Below are 19,974 nucleotides of genomic sequence, written 5' to 3'. Positions count from 1 at the left end.
AAGGTTAATAAGATGGTTTGAAAGGTTTTATTAATGATGCATTTTCTTTGCTAGAATGGCGCCGATAATAATTTAAAGATAGGGATGCTTTATATGGGTCGTAAGATCGCATTGTTACTGTTGTTGAGTTTAACCACGAGTTTCACTTATGCAAAAGAACGTCCAACAGTAGGACTGGTATTAAGTGGTGGTGGCGCAAAAGGTTCGGCTCATATTGGCATCCTGAAAGTATTAGAGCAAAACCGTATTCCAGTTGATTATGTGACGGGTACCAGTATTGGTTCGTACGTAGGCGGTATGTATGCACTTGGTTATACCGCTGATGAAATAGAAACGATCATGCTGAACTCTCCTTGGGCTGAGGGCTACTCAGATACTATTCCCCGCGAAGATTTAACCTACCGTGATAAACAACATCGAGATAAATTTAATATCCCATTAAATGTGGGCTATAAAGATGGGGGGCTTGCTGCGCCAAGTGGCTTACTTCGAGGCCAAACAATGTCACAGCTACTGCAACATTCAACTGACCTCGTTGAGCAGTTTGGTGATTTCGATGATTTAGCGATTCCCTACCGTGCAGTTGCAACAGATTTATCCACAAGTCACGCCGTTGTATTAGATAAGGGCAGTATTGTAAAAGCCATGCAAGCTTCTGCCACTGTGCCAGGTGCGCTGCAACCAGCAGAAATAGATGGCAAGCTTCTCGTCGACGGCGGGATTTCGAATAATATGCCGATTGATGTGGTTAAAGCCATGGGAGCAGATGTGGTGATCGCTGTTGATATTGGCTCACCATTGGCAACTAAAGAGCAGCTAGATAGCACCATTGCAGTATTGGAACAGCTATCGACGATTTTGACCAAAGCTACCACTGAAGAGCAGAAGACCTATTTAACAGATGGTGACGTGCTCATTCGCCCCGCGATTGACGACATGAGCACTACTGACTTTGAAATCATGCCGCAAGCATTAGAAGCTGGGACTATCGCTGGTAATGCTGCTCTGCCTATGTTGGCTCACTTGAGTATCAGTGAAGCTGATTTTCAAGCTTATCAAGATAAAAAAAGACGAGCCAAGCTGGTGTTTGTGAATCAAGTCAACCGTCCTTCCACCAAGATAGTTTTCGACAATAACTCTAAAGTTAGTGAGCGCTTATTACGAGAAGAGTTAGGTCTAAAAGAAGGCGAGGTGATCACTAAAGAAGAGTTAAATGCTGCAATCAAACGACTATATTCGCTTAATAAATTTGAACGTGTCGATGCAGAATTTGAAGATACTGAAGAAGGCCGTGTTTTAACCGTCAGTACCCATGCAAAATCTTGGGGACCTAATTATTTTGATGTCGGCTTTAATTGGGAAGATGACTTTACTTTAGATTCGGCAATCACCTTGAGCTTGGCTTACACCATGGGTGAACTTACCGATAATGGTGGCGAATGGCGAAACGAGATGCAACTTGGATTTGAAAAACGAATTAGTACTGAGTTTTACCAGCCTTTCTCAAAAGACCAAGATTTTTATGGCCGAGCGCTTTATGAGTATGAGATTAAAGACTGGGACTTTTATGATGGCAATGACCGTTTATATGAGCTTAAAAATTCGTTAAATCAATTCTCTATGGGTGTTGGTTATAACTACTCTCACGCTGGTTTGATTGAGATTGGTGCTGTAGGTGAACTAGGGACACTATCTAATCGTGCCGTTTCCGAAATTGACTTGGATTATGATTCAGTCGGTGGGTACTTTTTGATGACGTACGATACATTAAATAGCATCAGCTTCCCTACTGAAGGTCAACGCTTAACCTTTAAAGCGGCAGTGCGTGATGAAAAATACTCAGGTGCCGTGGTCAATGACTCAGATCAACTGGCCTGGCAATTTGAAGCAGATTGGAAAGGGGCATTAAATCTAGGTAACCATGCCATTGTAGGTAAAGCGGCAATCACTACAGTGGATGTTGACCGTGATTTCACCATTCATGTTGCTGAATTAGGTGGCTTCTTGAATTTATCGGGTTATCACAAAGGTGCTCTTGCTGGACCTCACAAAGCATTTGGCGCACTGATTTATCAGTATGATCTTGGTCGAGATGTTTTATTATCGGATGTGCCACTCTACTTGGGTGCCAGTATTGAGGCTGGTAACGTGTGGCTACTAAAAGATGACATTGATTTAGATGACTTGATATATGCGAGTAGTCTTTATTTAGGTACAGATACTAGCTGGGGGCCGGCAGCATTAGGCTTTGGCTTTACTGATACTGGCGAGCAAGCGTTTTACTTATTCATTGGTAAAAACTTCTAATTTAAGTCTTTGTTCGAATAGACTTGGTGATATAAAGGGCTGCGGGTGCAGCCCTTCTTATATCGCTTTTGTTGCTTAGTTAGATTCTGGTCGTGGTATCTAGCACGTCAGCTAATTGGCCTAAGTGCTCGAGCTGTTGATGCGCAATAACCCAACGTGATTGCTCAGCGAATTCAGGAGCAGGAATCGCCACCGTTTGCATTGTCGCTGCTCTTGCTGCAATTAAGCCATTAAATGAATCCTCAATGGCTAGGCAATGTGCAGGATTTACCTTTAATGCATTGGCGCAATTCAAATAGACTTCTGGATGCGGCTTTCCGTATTGAAGATTTTCAGCAGATGCAATTGCTTCAAAATACGATCTTATCCCTAGTTTTGCCATGACTGAGTCAATGAGATCTGTTGATGAAGAGGTCGCTAGTCCAATTTTAAGCTGCTTTTGCTGGCATAGTTTCAGTGCATCGATAACGCCGCGCATTGGAGCACCTTCAGTTTCAATAAACGTGACGACTTTATCGATAATCTGCTGCGCGACAGCACGGTTATCATAGTTATCCCATGGGTATCGCTGGTACCAATAGGCAACCAATAAGTCGATCCGTAAGCCTGTGGTAACTTCGGCATCTTTCATGGTGATGGGTACACCGAGTTGATTGAGCACTTCGACCTCAGCTTTTTGCCAAGCTGGCTCGGTATCAATAATCACGCCGTCCATATCAAATATGACCGCTTCTATAGTGGTTAATGACATATTACTCCCTTACTTAGTTTGAATAGCTAGTCAATAAAGTTGAATAAACAGTGTTTTAGGCATGTATTAGGTGGTGCTGTTCAAAGACTATGCAGAATAGCGAAAAAAAAAGCAAAATTTCATCTAAGTTATACGATTGATTTATAGGACTGAATTAAATTGTGGTGTCAGGTTAATTTACTGAAATTAAAGTGTTTATTTAATGTTTTAAACTATTGTCTAATTTTATTTGTTTAAAGCAGAAGTTAAATTATACTGCGAGCTCAATATTAGTATCGATTTCGTCTCCATTAGAGTGTGATCTAATTCATACTTTTGCAAACCTGTAGTATACTACGGGTCGGATTTCAAGCCCGAACCTGTGGAATGGTCATTTTTTCTATTAAATGATGTTCAGTTTCGCTGTTAGGCGCAAAACAAAGAGGAATGTTGCCGTGCTAGAAGCATATCGTAAACACGTCGCAGAACGTGCTGCAGAGGGTGTTGTCCCTAAGCCATTAGATGCACAACAAGTGGCTGAATTAGTGAAGTTAGTTGAAACTCCGCCTGCTGGTGAAGAGGCCGTGATTCTAGATCTATTAGAAAATCGTATTCCCCCTGGTGTTGATGAAGCTGCGTACGTAAAAGCGGCATTCTTAGATGCAGTTGCCAAAGGCACTGTTTCGTCACCAATCCTATCAACTGAGCGTGCTACTGAACTACTTGGTACTATGCAAGGTGGTTACAACATTGAGCCGTTAATCGCTCAATTAGATAATGATGCACTTGCTCCGATCGCAGTCACTGCATTATCAAATACACTATTAATGTTTGATGCCTACCATGATGTGGTAGAAAAAATGCAAGCAGGTAATGACTTTGCTAAGCAAGTTGTTAACTCTTGGGCTAATGCTGAGTGGTTCCTAAACCGTCCTAAATTAGCAGAAAAAGTGACCTTGACTGTATTTAAAGTGTCAGGTGAGACAAACACAGATGACTTGTCTCCAGCTCCTGATGCATGGTCTCGTCCAGATATCCCATTGCACGCATTAGCCATGCTGAAAAATGCCCGTGACGGCATTGTGCCTGATGAAGCTGGCGTTGTTGGCCCAATCAAAGAAATCGAAGCACTTAAAGGCAAAGGTCATCCGCTGGTTTATGTTGGTGACGTTGTTGGTACTGGCTCTTCTCGTAAATCAGCGACTAACTCAGTGCTATGGTTCATGGGTGACGATATCCCTTATGTACCTAATAAGCGCGCTGGTGGTTTCTGTTTAGGTGGTAAAATTGCACCAATCTTCTTCAACACGATGGAAGATGCAGGCGCATTACCAATTGAGCTAGACGTAGAAAAAATGAACATGGGCGATGTTATTGATATCTACCCATATGAAGGCGTAGTTAAGCGTGCTGGCACTGATGAAGTGATTTCAACGTTTGAACTTAAAACTGACGTACTGCTAGATGAAGTACGTGCTGGTGGCCGTATTCCATTAATCATTGGTCGTGGTTTAACAGACCGTGCACGTGAAACGCTAGGTCTTAGTGCTTCAGATGTATTCGTACGTCCACAAGACGTTGAAGCATCAAGTAAAGGCTTCACACTGGCGCAAAAAATGGTTGGTAAAGCTTGTGGTGTAACAGGTATTCGTCCAGGTCAGTATTGTGAACCTAAAATGACATCTGTTGGTTCGCAAGATACCACTGGCCCAATGACACGTGATGAGCTAAAAGATTTAGCATGTTTGGGCTTCAGTGCAGACCTAACGATGCAGTCATTCTGTCATACTGCCGCTTATCCGAAGCCTGTTGATGTGAATACGCATCAAACATTACCAGATTTCATCATGAACCGTGGTGGTGTTTCACTTCGTCCAGGTGACGGTGTTATTCATTCATGGTTAAACCGTATGCTTCTGCCGGATACTGTTGGTACTGGTGGTGACTCTCATACGCGTTTCCCTATTGGTATTTCATTCCCTGCAGGTTCTGGTCTTGTTGCATTTGCTGCAGCAACTGGTGTTATGCCATTGGATATGCCTGAGTCAATTTTGGTTCGTTTTAAAGGTGAAATGCAACCAGGTATCACATTACGTGATCTTGTACATGCTATCCCACATAAAGCTATCGAAATGGGTCTATTAACGGTAGAGAAGAAAGGTAAGATTAACGCTTTCTCTGGCCGTGTTCTTGAAATTGAAGGACTAGAGCACCTTAAAGTTGAGCAAGCATTCGAGTTATCTGATGCATCTGCTGAGCGAAGTGCTGCTGGTTGTACAATCAAGTTAGACAAAGAGCCAATCATTGAATACTTGAACTCTAACATCGTGATGTTGAAGTGGATGATCTCTGAAGGTTATGGCGATCGTCGTACTATTGAGCGTCGTATTAAAGGCATGGAAGAGTTTATTGCTAATCCAGAGCTAATGAGCGCAGATAGTGATGCTGAATACGCTGAAGTTATCGAAATTGATTTAGCTGATATCAAAGAGCCAATCCTTTGTGCGCCGAACGATCCAGATGATGCAGTGTTATTATCATCAGTTGTTGATACTAAAATTGACGAAGTCTTTGTCGGTTCTTGTATGACCAACATCGGTCACTTCCGTGCAACAGGTAAAATGCTTGATAAGTTTGCTAAGACTTTACCAACACGTTTGTGGATTGCTCCACCAACGAAAATGGATAAAGACCAGCTAACAGAAGAAGGCTATTATGCAATCTTTGGACGTGTCGGTGCACGCATCGAGATCCCAGGTTGTTCACTGTGTATGGGTAACCAAGCACGTGTTGCTGAGAATTCAACAGTCGTATCAACATCGACACGTAACTTCCCTAACCGTCTAGGTACTGGCGCAAACGTTTACTTAGCATCTGCTGAGTTAGCTGCCGTAGCTGCACTATTAGGTCGTTTACCATCTCCAGCAGAATATCAAGAATATGCGAAAGAGTTAGATGCAACAGCAGCTGACACTTACCGCTACTTGAACTTCGATGAGATTGAGTCTTACACCAAGAAAGCTGATAGTGTAATTTTCCAATCAGCAGTGTAGCCTTTGATAAGATGGTTACGTTTTAAAAGCGTAAACTGAAAAATGCCAGCTAATTAGCTGGCATTTTTGTGTCTGGAGTTTGTCTGGATAAAAGTCGCGGCACTTCATCCATACCTGAGTCAAAAGGAGGCGTTTATTCTTCTTAACAAACCCACATCGCCCAGTGCTATTCTATAAAGTGAATGATCGCTAACGGCCGGTTCATCTATAGACTGACTTCAATTGATATTTGGCTAAATAATTAGCTTACTTCGACAATTAGGGATTAATTGGGATTCTACAATCTTAATCCAAACGAAGGTTGGAGCGCTAACAACAAGTTTCCCTTAACAGCCAAAAATCACTTCTCGCTGTGCTCACAAGCATCACTGCGACAAAGAGAGTAATTACGCCAATGTGCACAAACCAGAATGATGGTTGATGCAATTGTCATTAGCTTTTCTCCAGTCTCACCAAATAAATCATGTCCATAAATTGCGGTCACTCCTAGCGCTATCATTCCAGAAAATGCTAACACTAAAACGGTAGGATCTTTGTGTCGTGTACAGCCAAGAAAGACTGCGATACTACTTGTCGGGATAATAACCCACACCATGAGAATATGATAAAAGTGATCGCTTACAGGTAGGGACAACATCGTTGGAAACAGTATTAATAATAATGGACCCGCGATACAGTGAAGTGCGCACAACGCTGAGACTGAAATAGCAAGGCGATCTAATAGTATTTGGGCGGGCTTATTCATGTTGATACTCAAGTGATTAATTGGTTAGGTATGGTAATGATATGTTATATCATAAAAGATCGTTAATCTATCATTGGCATCATGAGTATTCAATAAGTTATCGTTAATATACGTATGATTTACATATTGAGTCTTGGGTTTAAGGTTAAACTCATGGTACTAAGCGATGGTATTAAGCGATGGTATTAAGCGATGGTACTAAACGATGGTAAAAAGTAATGGCGGTAAGCGTGATAAGGTCGAGCCAGACGATATAAAAGGCTAGATAAGCATGGAGGTGAAGATTGGTAATTTGGCTAACATCGGTATTCATTAAATTTTCTGGAATGAAAAGTCGTAAATAAGGGAAATACTATCATTTCCCTTGTTTCAGTTTTGGTCACTGAGAAACAGTTGTCGTGCTTTGTCCTCAACCTAAGCTATGTCAGGATATGAACACTAAGAGTACTTAATATTCATATCAATTAGCGGCTCACGAGAGCCTTTCTCAGCGCGAAGTCGAGCTAAATATCTTTCCCAAATCTCAACTTGATGTGTTCCAAATTCATGTAATAATTTCCATGAAAATAGCCCAGTATCATGGCCATCATCGAAAATGATTTTTACGGCATAATTACCAACAGGTTCAATGGCTGTAATGTTCACTGCTTTTTTATGGGTGACCAAAATTGGATTTCCGTGACGTTGCACTTCTGCTGATGGAGAGTTAACTCTGAGCATTTCACAGGTGATATTAAAAACGTCGCCATTATCAAACGTGACTTCAAGTAGCTTGGATTTACGTTTTAATTTTAGGTTAGTGACATTGGGTGAGCTCATAACGGTTACTCTCTTATAATGGAACGTTATCTAATGATAGTTTTTCACGAATGATACTTCATAGCTAAACAGGGCACTTAAATACAGCGTCGAGGCTTCAATAAAAAAGGTGGTTACTCTTGGAGTTAACCACCTCTTTTCATGTAGCCGTCCTATTTATATTAGCTAATGTTAACTAAAATAAGGACAGCTAACACAGTGATAGCTCACAATTGAGGCATATCACCTACCGCAGATTATAAAATAAAGCGGCTTAAATCTTCATCTTCCACTAAGGTGTCGAGATGCTCTGTGACATAAGCTTCGTCGATGACAAAAGTACTGCCAGATTTTTCAGAAGCATCATAAGAAATTTCTTCCATCAGTTTTTCCATCACAGTATGCAAACGGCGAGCACCAATGTTTTCTGTGGTCTCATTGACTTGCCATGCTGCTTGAGCGATTTTTTCGATACCTGATTCAGCAAATTCGACTTTAACGCCTTCTGTACCCATCAGCGCAACGTATTGCTCTGTAAGTGATGCATGTGGTTCGGTTAAGATACGCTTAAAGTCGTCAGCACTTAGGGCGCTAAGCTCAACACGAATAGGTAAACGACCTTGTAACTCAGCAATCAAGTCAGACGGCTTAGACATTTGGAACGCACCAGATGCGATAAACAGGATATGGTCAGTTTTAACCATGCCGTGTTTAGTTGTCACTGTGCAGCCTTCGATCAATGGGAGTAAGTCACGTTGTACGCCTTCACGAGATACGTCAGGGCCCGAGCTTTCGCCACGTTTACAGATTTTATCGATTTCGTCTAAGAATACGATACCGTTTTGCTCGACTAAGTCGATAGCTTGTTCTTTAAGATCTTCTTGATTAACCAGTTTTGCCGCTTCTTCTTCAATCAATAGCTTGAACGCTTCTTTGATTTTTACTTTCTTACGGTTTTCTTTGGTTTGCCCCAAGTTTTGGAACATGCTTTGAAGCTGATTGGTCATTTCTTCCATGCCTGGAGGCGACATGATTTCAACACCCACTTGTGGCGCAGCTAAGTCGATATCAATTTCTTTATCGTCTAGCTGACCTTCGCGGAGTTTTTTACGGAAGATTTGACGGGTATTTGAGTCATCTTTTGGCTCAGTATTCCAATCATCTTTAGGTTTGGGTAGTAGGGCATCTAAAATGCGTTCTTCTGCTTGTTCTTCTGCGCGGTGGCGGCATTTTTTCATTTGCTGCTCACGGGTCATTTTGATAGCTGAATCGGTTAAATCACGAATGATCTGTTCGACTTCTTTGCCCACGTAACCGACTTCAGTAAACTTGGTTGCTTCCACTTTAATAAATGGCGCATTAGCAAGTTTAGCTAAACGACGGGCAATTTCAGTTTTACCGACACCTGTTGGGCCAATCATCAGAATATTTTTAGGGGTCACTTCTTGGCGCAATGAAGGCTCAAGTTGCATACGGCGCCAGCGATTACGCAAGGCTACAGCAACAGAACGTTTTGCATTTTTTTGACCAATAATATGCGAGTCCAATTCATGGACAATTTCGCGAGGGGTCATTTCAGACATAAATAATTCCTTACGTTCTAATTTAGTAGTCGATTTGCTCAACCGTTTTATGTTGGTTGGTGTATACGCAAATATCACCGGCAATCGTTAGTGATTTTTCTGCAATTTCACGGGCCGTTAAGTCAGTGTTTTGCAGTAGTGCTAACGCTGAGGCATGAGCGTAATTTCCGCCTGAGCCGATAGCAATCAAATCATGTTCAGGCTGCACTACATCGCCATTACCTGTAATGATTAATGACTCTTTGGTGTCTGCAACAATCAGCATGGCTTCAAGGTTTCGGAGCATTTTGTCAGTACGCCAATCTTTAGCGAGCTCTACAGCTGATTTTAATAAATGACCTTGATGCATTTCGAGCTTGGTTTCAAAGCGCTCAAAAAGGGTAAATGCATCGGCTGTGCCGCCAGCAAATCCGGCGATAACTTTATTTTGGTATAAACGACGCACTTTACGTGCATTGCCTTTCATGACGGTATTGCCGAGGGAAACTTGGCCATCACCTGCGATGACAACTTGATTATTGCGGCGTACGGATACGATAGTAGTCACGGTAAATCCTCTTAACGACGGCAGCGAATAGGAGTCTGCTGCTGGTTGATAAAACAGATATGGGGATGCTTGTTAATAATTCAAGGGATAAAAAAAGCGCTTACTAAAGTAAGCGCTTAATATTGCGGAAAAAGTCTTCACATTAAAACTAATTAATATTCCCACAGCCAAATTTGGCAACCATTAATACCAGCACGTTGCAGTTTGTGCCTGCTGCGCTCGGCTGCACGTTTAGATTCAAATGGGCCTAAAATGACTTTATGCCAGACGCCACTTGAGCCTGTGGTCGCCCTGACTTGTGCTTCCATACCTTGAAAAGCAATCATGGCTTTCATTTCTTCTGCGGGTTCAAGCTTTCTAAACGACGCACATTGCATTTGATATGGGCCTTTAGATTTCAATGCATCTTCTGGTACTTCAACATCAATGCTCTTATTTTCTAGCTCTTCTAAGTAAGTCCATTCTTCCGTCGGTTTTGGCGGTAATGCATTTGGATCTTTCTTCACTGGCTTAGGCTTAGTTTGTTCAACAGTGACAGCGGGTGCCGTAGTTGTTGCTGGAGCATCATCAGAGCTGCCGCTTATCCACCACAAAAAATAGCCAAATCCGCCGACAAGTAACAAGACGATTAATGTCGGCAGGTAAGGAATCGATCGCTTTTGCTGTGGTTTCTTTCCTCGAGAAGACGAACGTTTTTTACCACTAGGCTTTTTATTGGCGTAATCTCGACTCATGTTACATACGCTCTAACGTTTCGATACCTAACAGAGATAACCCTGTTTTTAAGGTCTTAGCGGTTAACTGTGACAACAATAAGCGACTTTGTTTTTGCTCTTCAGTTTCTGCTGCAAGAACTGGACAAGCCTCGTAAAAGCTTGAGAACTCACTTGCTAACTCATAAACATAAGCACACATCACATGTGGTAATGCTTTATCTGTCATACGAGCCAGTACTTCACCAAACTGAGCAAGTTTAGTACCTAGTTCTTTTTCTTTATCATGTTCAAGTACAATTTTCGCTTGGCTTAAATCGATATCTTCAGCACGCTTGAAGATACTAGCCACACGTGTGTATGCATAAAGAAGGTATGGTGCGGTGTTGCCTTCAAAGCTCAGCATTTGTTCAAAGCTGAAAATGTAATCACTGCTACGGTTTTTAGATAAGTCAGCGTATTTAACTGAGCTAATACCAACAACACGCGCAATTTCAATGATTGTCGCTTCGTCCATATCAGGATTTTTACTGCGAACTAATTCGATTGCACGGGTGTTTGCTTCATCTAATAAGTCGACTAATTTAACCACACCGCCACTACGAGTTTTAAATGGACGGCCATCGGTGCCATTCATTGTTCCGAAACCTGTGTGCTCAAGAGATAGCTCTTTACGGACAAAACCTGCTGTTTTCGCTAGGCTAAATACTTGCTGGAAATGCAGTGCTTGGCGTAAATCAACGAAGTATAAAGCACGATCAGCTTTTAAAACGTTTGAGCGATAACGCATTGCAGCTAAATCAGAGGTGGCGTATAAGTATCCACCATCGGCTTTTTGGATAATAACGGGTAATGGCTCACCATCTTTGGTGCGGAATTCTTCTTGGAATACCACTTTAGCGCCGTTACTTTCGCTTAATAGGCCTTTACTATCAAGATCTGTTACGACTTGCTCTAGGTCGTCATTATAAGCACTTTCACCGTGAACATCTTTACGGGTTAAGCTCACACCTAAACGTTCGTAAACTTCATGACAATGATTTAACGAGATGTCATTAAATTCACGCCATAATTTATTGCAGTACTCATCGCCCGATTGCAGTGAAACCACTAAATTACGTGCACGTGTTGCAAAATCTGTTGATTCATCAAAGCGGACTTTAGCGGCACGGTAGAAGGTTTCCAAATCTGAAAGTTCAAGTGCTGCTTGCTCGCCATTCGCTGCTCGTAACTCTTCCATGTAGGCTAGTAGCATGCCAAATTGTGTGCCCCAGTCACCCACATGGTTTTGACGGATAACATCATGGCCTAAAAACTCAAGTGCACGAACGACACTGTCGCCAATAATCGTTGAACGAAGGTGACCTACATGCATTTCTTTAGCAAGGTTAGGCGATGAATAGTCCACGACGACTCTTTGTTTTTCTGGTAACGAAACGCCTAAGTGTTCATCTGTTAGGGCATGTTGTAGTTGGTTTGCTAAGGCATTTTCATCGAGAAAAAAGTTAATGAATCCTGGGCCTGCAATATCGACCTTAGCCACATGGCTAGACGCTGGAAGATTATCAATAATCAACTGAGCAATTTCACGAGGATTTTTCTTAGCGACTTTGGTTAGCATCATGGCCAAGTTAGTGGCGAGATCACCGTGACTTTTATCTTTGGTTCGCTCCACTTGAATGCGTGCCTGAAAATCAGCTGGGATAATGCCTTGTTGCTTAAAAGAGTCGATGGTTTGTTCTAGTAAAGATGCAATATGTGATTTCATGGGCGTTTATTAGCACTAACTTAAAGTGGATGAGTGGAGTAACCTTGTATTTTACCCGCTAATGCTATGTAAATGCTATCTCAGCGGGGTAATTAATCGAGTTTTTTTTGATTTTCTTTGCTATCAAGCTAAACCCATTGTGCTGCAATTTGATTACATTAAATCTTGCGGATCGCGATCGATACTCCAGCGACAACGTTTACTCTCTGTCAACGCTTCGATTTGGGGAAGAACAGATTCAAATTCTTGTTGTAAACGCTGTCGATTTTTAGCTTGAAATAACAGTTGTCTGCGATATTTTCCGGCTTTTCTATCCAGGGGCGCAGGCATGGGGCCAATGACTTCAAAATCTCTATCTTGAGGCAACAGGTTCGCGACTTGTTGTAGAAAATTATCAGCATCTTGTGCTAAATGAGCATCGGCTCGCAACAGTACCATGTGCCAAGCGGGAGGAAGTAGTGCTTGTTGGCGCTCTTCTAACTGAGCTCGCGCAAATTTACCGTAACCATTTTTTAATAAATCATGCAGTATTGGATTTTCGCTTTGATGGGTTTGCAGTAATACTTTACCGGGTTTGTCGGCGCGTCCTGCTCGCCCAGAGACTTGGGTGTAAAGCTGAGCAAAGCGCTCAGGTGCTCTAAAGTCAGCACTAAAGAGTGCGCCATCAACATCCATTAACCCCACAAGTGTGACATCGGGGAAATGATGCCCTTTGGCTAGCATTTGAGTGCCCACCAAAATTTTGTACTCACCCTTTAAAATACTGGTGAGTTGTTTTTCTAATGAGCCTTTTTTGCGTGTGGTATCACGATCGATACGTACCACGGGATACTGAGGGAATTCTTGCTCTAATGCTTGAGCAAGCTGCTCTGTTCCCGTGCCATGGCCCATTAGCATGGTGCTACCACATTCATGGCATTGATGTGGAATAGCGTATTGATTGCCACAATGGTGGCAACAAATTTCGTTCAGCCCTTGATGTACGGTAAAAAAGGCATCGCAGCGATCGCATTCATGCAAATGACCGCACTCATGACACAATAATGCAGGTGAGAACCCGCGACGATTGAGAAATAAAAGGACCTGATTGCCCGCATCAAGATGCATGCGCATTTCATTAATTAGCGAAGCAGACATCCCTGACTTTAAAGGTTGTGAGCGTATATCGATAATACCTTGCTTAACTTTTTGTGCAGCACCTGCGCGCTCTGCCAAGGTTAAATGCGTATAGCGGCCACAAATCGCATTTTGCAGCGTCTCTAGTGATGGGGTTGCTGAGCCTAAAATGACTTGGACATCTTCTAAATGCCCCCGCATGACAGCTAAGTCGCGGGCGTGATAACGCACACCTTCTTGTTGCTTAAAGCTACTATCGTGCTCTTCATCTAAAATTATCAGCCCAGGAAAGGCCATTGGGGTAAATAAAGCGGAGCGAGTACCGATGATAATGGCGGCTTCACCACAACGAGCTTGGCGCCACGCCTCAAGACGTTGATTATCTGTTAATGCAGAATGAATAACGGCAATATTCACATCAAATCGACGTTTGAAGCGATTAATGGTTTGTGGTGTTAACCCGATTTCAGGCACTAAGATGAGTGCTTGTTTACCCTGTTTTAAGATGGTTTCTAAAATCGATAAGTAGACTTCTGTTTTACCTGAACCGGTGATACCTTCAAGTAAACTGCAATGAAAGCCTTGTTGTTGATTTAAAACTGAAACGGCAACTGCCTGTTGCTTATTGAGCTTTAACGGTGTTTCAGTCATATTAAGTTGTTGGCGCCAACTTAAGTCGGTTTCACTGGTGACATATTTACGCGCTACCCAGCCTTTATCCTCTAATGCTTTGAGGGCAACTTTGCTAAGTTCTTGGGTGGTAAATTCTTCTTGGCTAATGGCTGATGTTTGTAAAAGTTCGAAGAGTTTTTTTTGTGCTGGAGCACGTTTAAGTACACTGACATCGACCTGTTTTCCTGCCTCGTTGAGGCAATAAAAGGTGACGGTTTGCGGTTGTGCACTTAAGCCTTTTCGCAGAGCGACAGGCAAGGCTTGACTTAACATTTGGCCTTGGCTTGCAAAGTAATACCTTGCCGCCCATAAAGTGAGCTTATACAGTGAGGTAGGTAATAAAGGTTTGTCGTCTAATAGTGCGGTAAATGGTTTTATTTTATTCGCAGGGACGTCGCATTCATTATTGATAGCGGTAATTAAGCCGACAAGTTGCTGTCTACCAAAAGGGACTTTAACCCTTAGCCCAAGTTGTATTTGCGATACGTTGGCTTCGGGGACTTGGTAACTAAAGGTTTGCCGCATAGGAACCGGCAAAGCAACCTCAACAAACACGGGCATAAGTTATCATCATTAAGAATTGAGAGGGTCTAGTTTACTAGAGCCAGAACATAAAGAAATAGAATAAGAGAAAATTGATGTTAAAAGGAATATTCAGTAAGGCCAGCTTAGCTCTCTCCCTTTTTTTATTTTCATTTATTGCTCAGGCTGCCCTGACGCATATCAGCATAAACAGTAGGCAGTTTGAGTTGGGTCAACACCCAAAAATCAAACTTAACATTGTTGCCTCTAGCAAAGACTTGTCTCGACTTAGTATTCATTTGCGACAAACTAATGATGATAAAGAAAGCATGGAAGAGTTGATGGTACAGCCTATCAGTAGCTTTATGTTATTTGCTATTGGTGTTGAAGATGTGAGCGATCCGAAAGCAAAGCTGATCGTCAGCGAATATAAAGGCAACAGCTGGCGTCAATTTGCTGTATTACCGGTTTTTGATTCTCCATTTATTAAAGAAACAGCTAAAACTCAAATAAAAATAGATAAGCAAAAACAACTGCCAAAAGTGGTCACTCAGGCTAAGCCTAAATTGGCATCATCAAGTCAATCAGTTGCGGAAAAACCTTCAACTAGTCGACCTTCAACGACAGCAAAAGTTCTCAATAATAAGCCGACGTCTACAATGGGTCATTGTTATATTGAAAGGCAGGCATCAGATACTTTATGGCGCATTGCTACTCGCTATCAAAGTGAGTGGGATTTAAACGTCTATGGAGTGATGATGGCAATTTTTGATGCTAACCCTCAAGGCTTTTCTAAACAGAAAATCCATTTAATCAGACAAGATGTAACACTGGCATGTCCTTCACAAGAGCAGCTAAATCAGTATGGTAATAAAGCACAAGATAAGCTGAGATTTGAGGCGTTACAGCAACAACATCGACAGTGATAATTTTTACTTGTCTGGACTGAACAGATACTGTACTATTGCGCGCCTTAACACTATTGTTATTAACGCATGTGGTGCTCAACTTCGGGTTGGGAGAGCGACATGGCCTGCTATTAAGGTAATCCAAATGAAACCAGGTATCCACCCAGACTACGCTGAAGTAACTGCAACTTGTACTTGTGGTAACGTAATTAAAGTTAACTCTACTGTAGGTAAAAACTTACACTTAGACGTATGTGGTGCATGTCACCCATTCTACACTGGTACACAGAAAGTTGTTGACACTGGTGGTCGTATCGACAAATTCAACAAGCGCTTTGGTGCACTTGGTAAAAAGTAATTGCGACTGCAATTATTTTAAGAAAAAGACGCCTTCGGCGTCTTTTTTTGTTTTTGGATTAAATTTTTAAAAAAAATTAAAATTTTTAGTTATAAATTATGTGTTGCCAGTTAGGTTGATAATATTGTTATTTAGGCAAACTATTTGTAACTTTATCATGCTAATTCTGCTTTTTTATGTCAAATCTTGTTATTTTTCTACAGTTTTAAGTCTTTGATTCTTATTGTGATGATTTATTTAATATCGATAAATTGTAAGTTGATCAAATTCTGCCGATTAAAGATAACTTTTGTTAATTTTTCATTTATACTCCCTTTCCAAAGCACGCTACAGCTCATTTTACTGACATTCAGTAAAGTTAGTTTTAATGCGTTGCGACTGAATTAATCTTACTTTCGCCGTATAAATTGCCTCATTCAGGAATAAAAAATGTCAGATTTCCGCCAGCAAGCTCTCGATTATCATGAATTTCCAGTAGCAGGTAAAACTGCTGTTAGTCTTACTAAACCTGCTCAAACGAGCCATGATTTATCTCTGGCATACAGTCCTGGTGTCGCCGAGCCTGTTCGTGAAATTGCCGCAAATCCTGACGATGCATATCGCTATACCAATAAAGGGAACACTGTTGCTGTTATTTCAAATGGTACCGCTATTTTAGGTTTAGGTAATTTAGGCCCATTAGCATCTAAGCCAGTTATGGAAGGCAAGGCCTTACTGTTTAAGCGTTTTGCGAATATCGACTCTACAGACATTGAGGTGAAACACCGCACCACTGCAGATTTCATCAATACGGTTGAATCGATTGCAGATACATTTGGCGGTATCAACCTTGAAGATATTAAAGCTCCTGAGTGTTTTGAAATTGAGCGTGAGTTGATCGCTCGCTGTAATGTCCCTGTGTTTCATGATGATCAGCATGGTACTGCCATTGTTACCGCAGCAGGAATGTTGAATGCGTTAGAGATTCAAGGTAAAAAAATCGAAGATGCCATCTTTGTGTGCCTAGGTGCGGGTGCTGCTGCCATTGCGTGTATGACAATGATTGTTAAGTGTGGTGCACAACGTGAAAATGTTTACATGCTGGACAGACAAGGCGTTATTCATACTCGCCGTGAAGACATCAATGAGTACAAAGCATTGTTCGCTAACAATACTGACAAGCGTACACTTCAAGATGTGATTAAAGATGCTGACGTGTTTTTAGGCCTATCAGGTGCAGATTTATTAACGGCTGACGATATTGCGTTAATGGCGCCAAATCCAGTTATCTTTGCCTGTTCAAACCCCGACCCTGAAATTAAGCCTGAGATTGCACATAGTATCCGTAAAGACTTGATTATGGGAACAGGCCGCAGTGATTACCCGAATCAGGTTAATAACGTACTTTGTTTCCCGTTCATCTTCAGAGGTGCATTAGATGTGAGAGCGTCACAAATTAATGATGAAATGAAGATTGCGGCAGTTAAAGCCCTTGCTGCTATTGCTAAAGAACCGGTTCCTGCTGAAGTCCTTGCTGCTTATCCAGACGTTGATTCAATGACCTTCGGTCCAGAGTACGTGTTGCCTAAACCAATGGATCCACGCTTACTAAGAAATATTGCGAGTGCGGTGTCACAAGCGGCTATTGATTCAGGTGTGGCAGTATTAGATAAAGTACCTACTGATTACTCACTGTAAGTGATTGGATAGGTGAAATACAAAAGGGGCGAAAGCCCCTTTTTTGTGTCTACAGAACTCGATAAAGATTAGGTTTGCCTTTTACTATAAGCTACTGAATAATCATCTACAGTTGAGTGGTGAGTATTTGGCATGATTAGGCCAAATGCTGATAATAATAAAATCTCACAGTATTGCGCTTTAGCAGGACGCTGATAAATGAAATTAACCAAAATTTTAACGAAAAAATTGACCAGTTTTTGGCTATTGTCATTAACTGCTGTCGGAGCGATTTTTTTTATTGGTGCATTAATCAGCTTTATCCAGCTCACCTACAAATTTCAGCAACAAAAAGTCACTCAATTAGAATCAATGCTCGTGGAGCATTATCAGGCTGACAGTCATTGGGAGCTACATGCTTGGCTACCGCCGATTTTAATCGCCTACAATACCACTTCATTTAAATTAACTCAGGGCGATACCATTTTATTTGAGTATTACTCGCCCACACCTGAGCCTAATCCAACCTTATATAAACACGTTATTGACGCAGATAAGTCGTTATCGATGGAGCTTAAGCTGCCTCAGCCGTTTTTATTACATCAATTAGGCTGGTACGAGTATTTAAGCTTATTGATTTCATTTATCGCGATTGCTTTATTTGTCCGTTATGGTCTTCGCTGGTTTAACCATGAGCTTGATGGTATTGAGCAAATTGCCGAGCGCAGTATGCTTGTAATTGAGGGGGAGCATGAAAAAGCACTGCAATTTTCAGGCAAAGGCCGCCCTCGCTTAGTCAATAGGGCAATGACTAAGTTGCTTGAACAACTGCAAGATGCGCAAAAAGAGCGTGGCCGCTTTGACCAATTTATTCGCTCTAAAACCTTCCTCGATCCTGCTACTCGTATTGGTAACCGAATTTTCTTTGAAAATAGACTCGAAGCACTGACGCATCAAAGCAGTATGATTGCCCACGGTGTGATCTTGCTCATTAACTTTGACGATTTGGATTTACTGCTTCAACAAGAAGGCGATGACATTGTTAATGAGCAACTTAACGACTTTGTACAAGCGATTACACAAGTTTTACACCCCTATGAAGATGTCACTTTTGCACGGTATGATTTTAATCAGTTTGTGATTGTCGCCCCTCAGCTTTCTTTAGATGAAGCAGATAGTTTGGCAAACAAACTGCTAAAACTGGCTGTTAGGCAACTTCAAAATCAGTCAGACACTCAAGATAACTATGTGCATTTAGGCGCTGCTTTTTATAGTGCAGGAGACATGCAAGAACAAGTACTAGAAGAAGTTGAAATGGCACTTAAAGCCGCGCAGCTTCAACGTAGTAATAACTGGTTTATGTATGACAAAGGCGCTGTAGATAAGGAAATAGCAAAAGGCTCTGTGCGATGGAGAAGCTTTTTAGAAAACACATTAGTGAATAAGCGCTTTGTTGCGATTACGGAAAAGGTCATTGATAGTGATGGGCATACTTGTCATCAAGAGGCCTTTAGCCGTGCAATTGATAATCAGGGTAATGAAGTTAGGGCGACCTTATTTATTCCAATGGCGAACAAGTGTGGCTTGATGCCTCAAGTTGAAAGGCAATTAATAGAAACAGTCATGTTTGATTTGATGGTGAATAATCAAGATCACTATAGTATTAACTTAAGCCTCGACTCGTTAACGAGTCGTGCATTTAGCCGTTGGTTAAAAATCACCTTGATGGAACATCGTCATTTAGCCTCCCGTCTTACTTTTGAGGTGTCAGAAGATATTGTGGTGAAACATCAGCATAAATTGGTCGAGAATTTGAATATGCTTCGCAAAATAGGAGCTAAGCTGTGTGTTGACCATGTCGGATTGCAAGTTGTGGGTACTCACTATATTCAAGAGTGTCACTTTGACTTAGTAAAACTGCACCGTTCGATTATTCACCAAATCCACCTAAAACCCGAAAACCAGTTATTTATTCGTAGCCTAATTGGCGGCTTATATCGTGCTGAAGTGCAGGTATTTGCTGAAGGTGTGACTCAATTTGAAGAATGGCAAACATTGAAAATTTTAGGTGTGAGTGCCGCTCAAGGGGATTTTTTTAATTAACAGCGACCACAACCCTGTGTCGCACATTGATACCTTCCAATCCAAAGTGGTATGTAACTTGTATTGCTTTATATTTCGCCAACTTAATATCTCATTCGTCATTAACAATTGCGTTACATCTTGAGCGTGATGAGATTGTGAAACTTGAGTATCAAGGCATAACAATCTATCTTAAATATATACAATATTTTTAAGATTATTTTTCTATAAAATTAAGTGATTAGCAGTTAAAATGTCGTACGGTATTTTTTTGACTTATTTTCCTGCTCAGAACGTTCTTTATGTTACATAGTTGTTGGTTTTGAGCTGGTATTTTTGAGTGAAGTGAATCGTTGCTGTGAAGTTGCATGGTGTTTGCCGCTATGTGTTATTTTCCTGATTATCTGGGCACAGGG

Annotated in this window: 14 protein-coding genes; 6 read left to right on the top strand and 8 right to left on the bottom strand. The window is 41.5% G+C overall.

Features of this window, described 5'->3' with window-relative positions; translation table 11 throughout:
* The first annotated feature begins 93 nt into the window (after nucleotides 1–93).
* On the top strand, nucleotides 94–2,307 hold the full coding sequence (locus tag AN944_RS02200) for a patatin-like phospholipase family protein (RefSeq protein WP_055022939.1): 2,214 nt from the start codon (nucleotides 94–96) through the stop codon (nucleotides 2,305–2,307).
* 79 nt (nucleotides 2,308–2,386) lie between these two features.
* Here the strand turns inward: AN944_RS02200 and hxpB are convergent, their stop codons facing one another.
* Nucleotides 2,387–3,058 (bottom strand): hexitol phosphatase HxpB, encoded by a 672-nt coding sequence (gene hxpB / locus AN944_RS02195; protein ID WP_055022938.1) that lies wholly within the window; start codon nucleotides 3,056–3,058, stop codon nucleotides 2,387–2,389.
* Between the two features lie 434 nt (nucleotides 3,059–3,492).
* On the opposite strand from hxpB, the gene acnB reads away from it, so the two are divergent.
* Nucleotides 3,493–6,090, top strand: a complete 2,598-nt coding sequence (gene acnB / locus AN944_RS02190; RefSeq protein WP_055022937.1) for a bifunctional aconitate hydratase 2/2-methylisocitrate dehydratase — start codon at nucleotides 3,493–3,495, stop codon at nucleotides 6,088–6,090.
* Nucleotides 6,091–6,430: 340 nt separating this feature from the next.
* Here acnB and AN944_RS02185 read toward each other — a convergent pair whose 3' ends face one another.
* The 7 genes from AN944_RS02185 to priA form a co-directional block, all read right to left on the bottom strand.
* Nucleotides 6,431–6,835: a MerC domain-containing protein gene (locus AN944_RS02185; RefSeq protein ID WP_055022936.1), complete on the bottom strand. Its 405-nt coding sequence runs from the start codon at nucleotides 6,833–6,835 to the stop codon at nucleotides 6,431–6,433.
* A 438-nt stretch (nucleotides 6,836–7,273) separates the two neighbouring features.
* Complete coding sequence (locus AN944_RS02180) at nucleotides 7,274–7,654, bottom strand: gamma-butyrobetaine hydroxylase-like domain-containing protein (RefSeq protein WP_055022935.1); 381 nt, start codon at nucleotides 7,652–7,654, stop codon at nucleotides 7,274–7,276.
* Nucleotides 7,655–7,890: 236 nt separating this feature from the next.
* Complete coding sequence (hslU, locus tag AN944_RS02175) at nucleotides 7,891–9,216, bottom strand: ATP-dependent protease ATPase subunit HslU (protein ID WP_055022934.1); 1,326 nt, start codon at nucleotides 9,214–9,216, stop codon at nucleotides 7,891–7,893.
* A gap of 22 nt (nucleotides 9,217–9,238) precedes the next feature.
* On the bottom strand, nucleotides 9,239–9,763 hold the full coding sequence (gene hslV / locus AN944_RS02170) for an ATP-dependent protease subunit HslV (RefSeq protein ID WP_055022933.1): 525 nt from the start codon (nucleotides 9,761–9,763) through the stop codon (nucleotides 9,239–9,241).
* A gap of 152 nt (nucleotides 9,764–9,915) precedes the next feature.
* Nucleotides 9,916–10,497 (bottom strand): SPOR domain-containing protein, encoded by a 582-nt coding sequence (locus AN944_RS02165; protein ID WP_055022932.1) that lies wholly within the window; start codon nucleotides 10,495–10,497, stop codon nucleotides 9,916–9,918.
* A 1-nt stretch (nucleotide 10,498) separates the two neighbouring features.
* Nucleotides 10,499–12,244 (bottom strand): arginine--tRNA ligase, encoded by a 1,746-nt coding sequence (argS, locus tag AN944_RS02160; protein WP_055022931.1) that lies wholly within the window; start codon nucleotides 12,242–12,244, stop codon nucleotides 10,499–10,501.
* Between the two features lie 153 nt (nucleotides 12,245–12,397).
* Nucleotides 12,398–14,593 (bottom strand): primosomal protein N', encoded by a 2,196-nt coding sequence (priA, locus tag AN944_RS02155; protein WP_055022930.1) that lies wholly within the window; start codon nucleotides 14,591–14,593, stop codon nucleotides 12,398–12,400.
* 188 nt (nucleotides 14,594–14,781) lie between these two features.
* Between priA and AN944_RS02150 the strand changes: the two genes are divergently transcribed.
* From AN944_RS02150 to csrD, 4 genes are all read left to right on the top strand, one after another.
* Nucleotides 14,782–15,480, top strand: a complete 699-nt coding sequence (locus AN944_RS02150) for a FimV/HubP family polar landmark protein (RefSeq protein ID WP_160319069.1) — start codon at nucleotides 14,782–14,784, stop codon at nucleotides 15,478–15,480.
* Nucleotides 15,481–15,607: 127 nt separating this feature from the next.
* Nucleotides 15,608–15,820, top strand: a complete 213-nt coding sequence (gene rpmE / locus AN944_RS02145) for a 50S ribosomal protein L31 (RefSeq protein WP_055022928.1) — start codon at nucleotides 15,608–15,610, stop codon at nucleotides 15,818–15,820.
* A 429-nt stretch (nucleotides 15,821–16,249) separates the two neighbouring features.
* Entirely contained in the window at nucleotides 16,250–17,497 is a 1,248-nt protein-coding gene (locus AN944_RS02140) for a malic enzyme-like NAD(P)-binding protein (RefSeq protein WP_055022927.1), read from the top strand.
* Between the two features lie 198 nt (nucleotides 17,498–17,695).
* A complete protein-coding gene (gene csrD / locus AN944_RS02135; protein WP_055022926.1) occupies nucleotides 17,696–19,579 on the top strand; it encodes an RNase E specificity factor CsrD in 1,884 nt (627 codons plus the stop codon).
* Nucleotides 19,580–19,974 lie beyond the last annotated feature (395 nt).

Source organism: Shewanella sp. P1-14-1, assembly GCF_001401775.1.
Lineage (GTDB): Bacteria > Pseudomonadota > Gammaproteobacteria > Enterobacterales > Shewanellaceae > Shewanella > Shewanella japonica.
The sequence above is the reverse complement of the archived record's forward strand: the minus strand, read 5'-3'. Positions and strand labels throughout refer to the sequence as shown.

Bases quoted from the DNA above. Each gene is read 5' to 3' on its own strand.
- argS (WP_055022931.1), bottom strand. From the start codon at position 12,244: ATGAAATCACATATTGCATCTTTACTAGAACAAACCATCGACTCTTTT.
- AN944_RS02200 (WP_055022939.1), top strand. From the start codon at position 94: ATGGGTCGTAAGATCGCATTGTTACTGTTGTTGAGTTTAACCACGAGT.
- csrD (WP_055022926.1), top strand. From the start codon at position 17,696: ATGAAATTAACCAAAATTTTAACGAAAAAATTGACCAGTTTTTGGCTA.
- AN944_RS02140 (WP_055022927.1), top strand. From the start codon at position 16,250: ATGTCAGATTTCCGCCAGCAAGCTCTCGATTATCATGAATTTCCAGTA.
- rpmE (WP_055022928.1), top strand. From the start codon at position 15,608: ATGAAACCAGGTATCCACCCAGACTACGCTGAAGTAACTGCAACTTGT.
- AN944_RS02185 (WP_055022936.1), bottom strand. From the start codon at position 6,835: ATGAATAAGCCCGCCCAAATACTATTAGATCGCCTTGCTATTTCAGTC.
- priA (WP_055022930.1), bottom strand. From the start codon at position 14,593: ATGCCCGTGTTTGTTGAGGTTGCTTTGCCGGTTCCTATGCGGCAAACC.
- hslU (WP_055022934.1), bottom strand. From the start codon at position 9,216: ATGTCTGAAATGACCCCTCGCGAAATTGTCCATGAATTGGACTCGCAT.
- hxpB (WP_055022938.1), bottom strand. From the start codon at position 3,058: ATGTCATTAACCACTATAGAAGCGGTCATATTTGATATGGACGGCGTG.
- AN944_RS02165 (WP_055022932.1), bottom strand. From the start codon at position 10,497: ATGAGTCGAGATTACGCCAATAAAAAGCCTAGTGGTAAAAAACGTTCG.
- AN944_RS02180 (WP_055022935.1), bottom strand. From the start codon at position 7,654: ATGAGCTCACCCAATGTCACTAACCTAAAATTAAAACGTAAATCCAAG.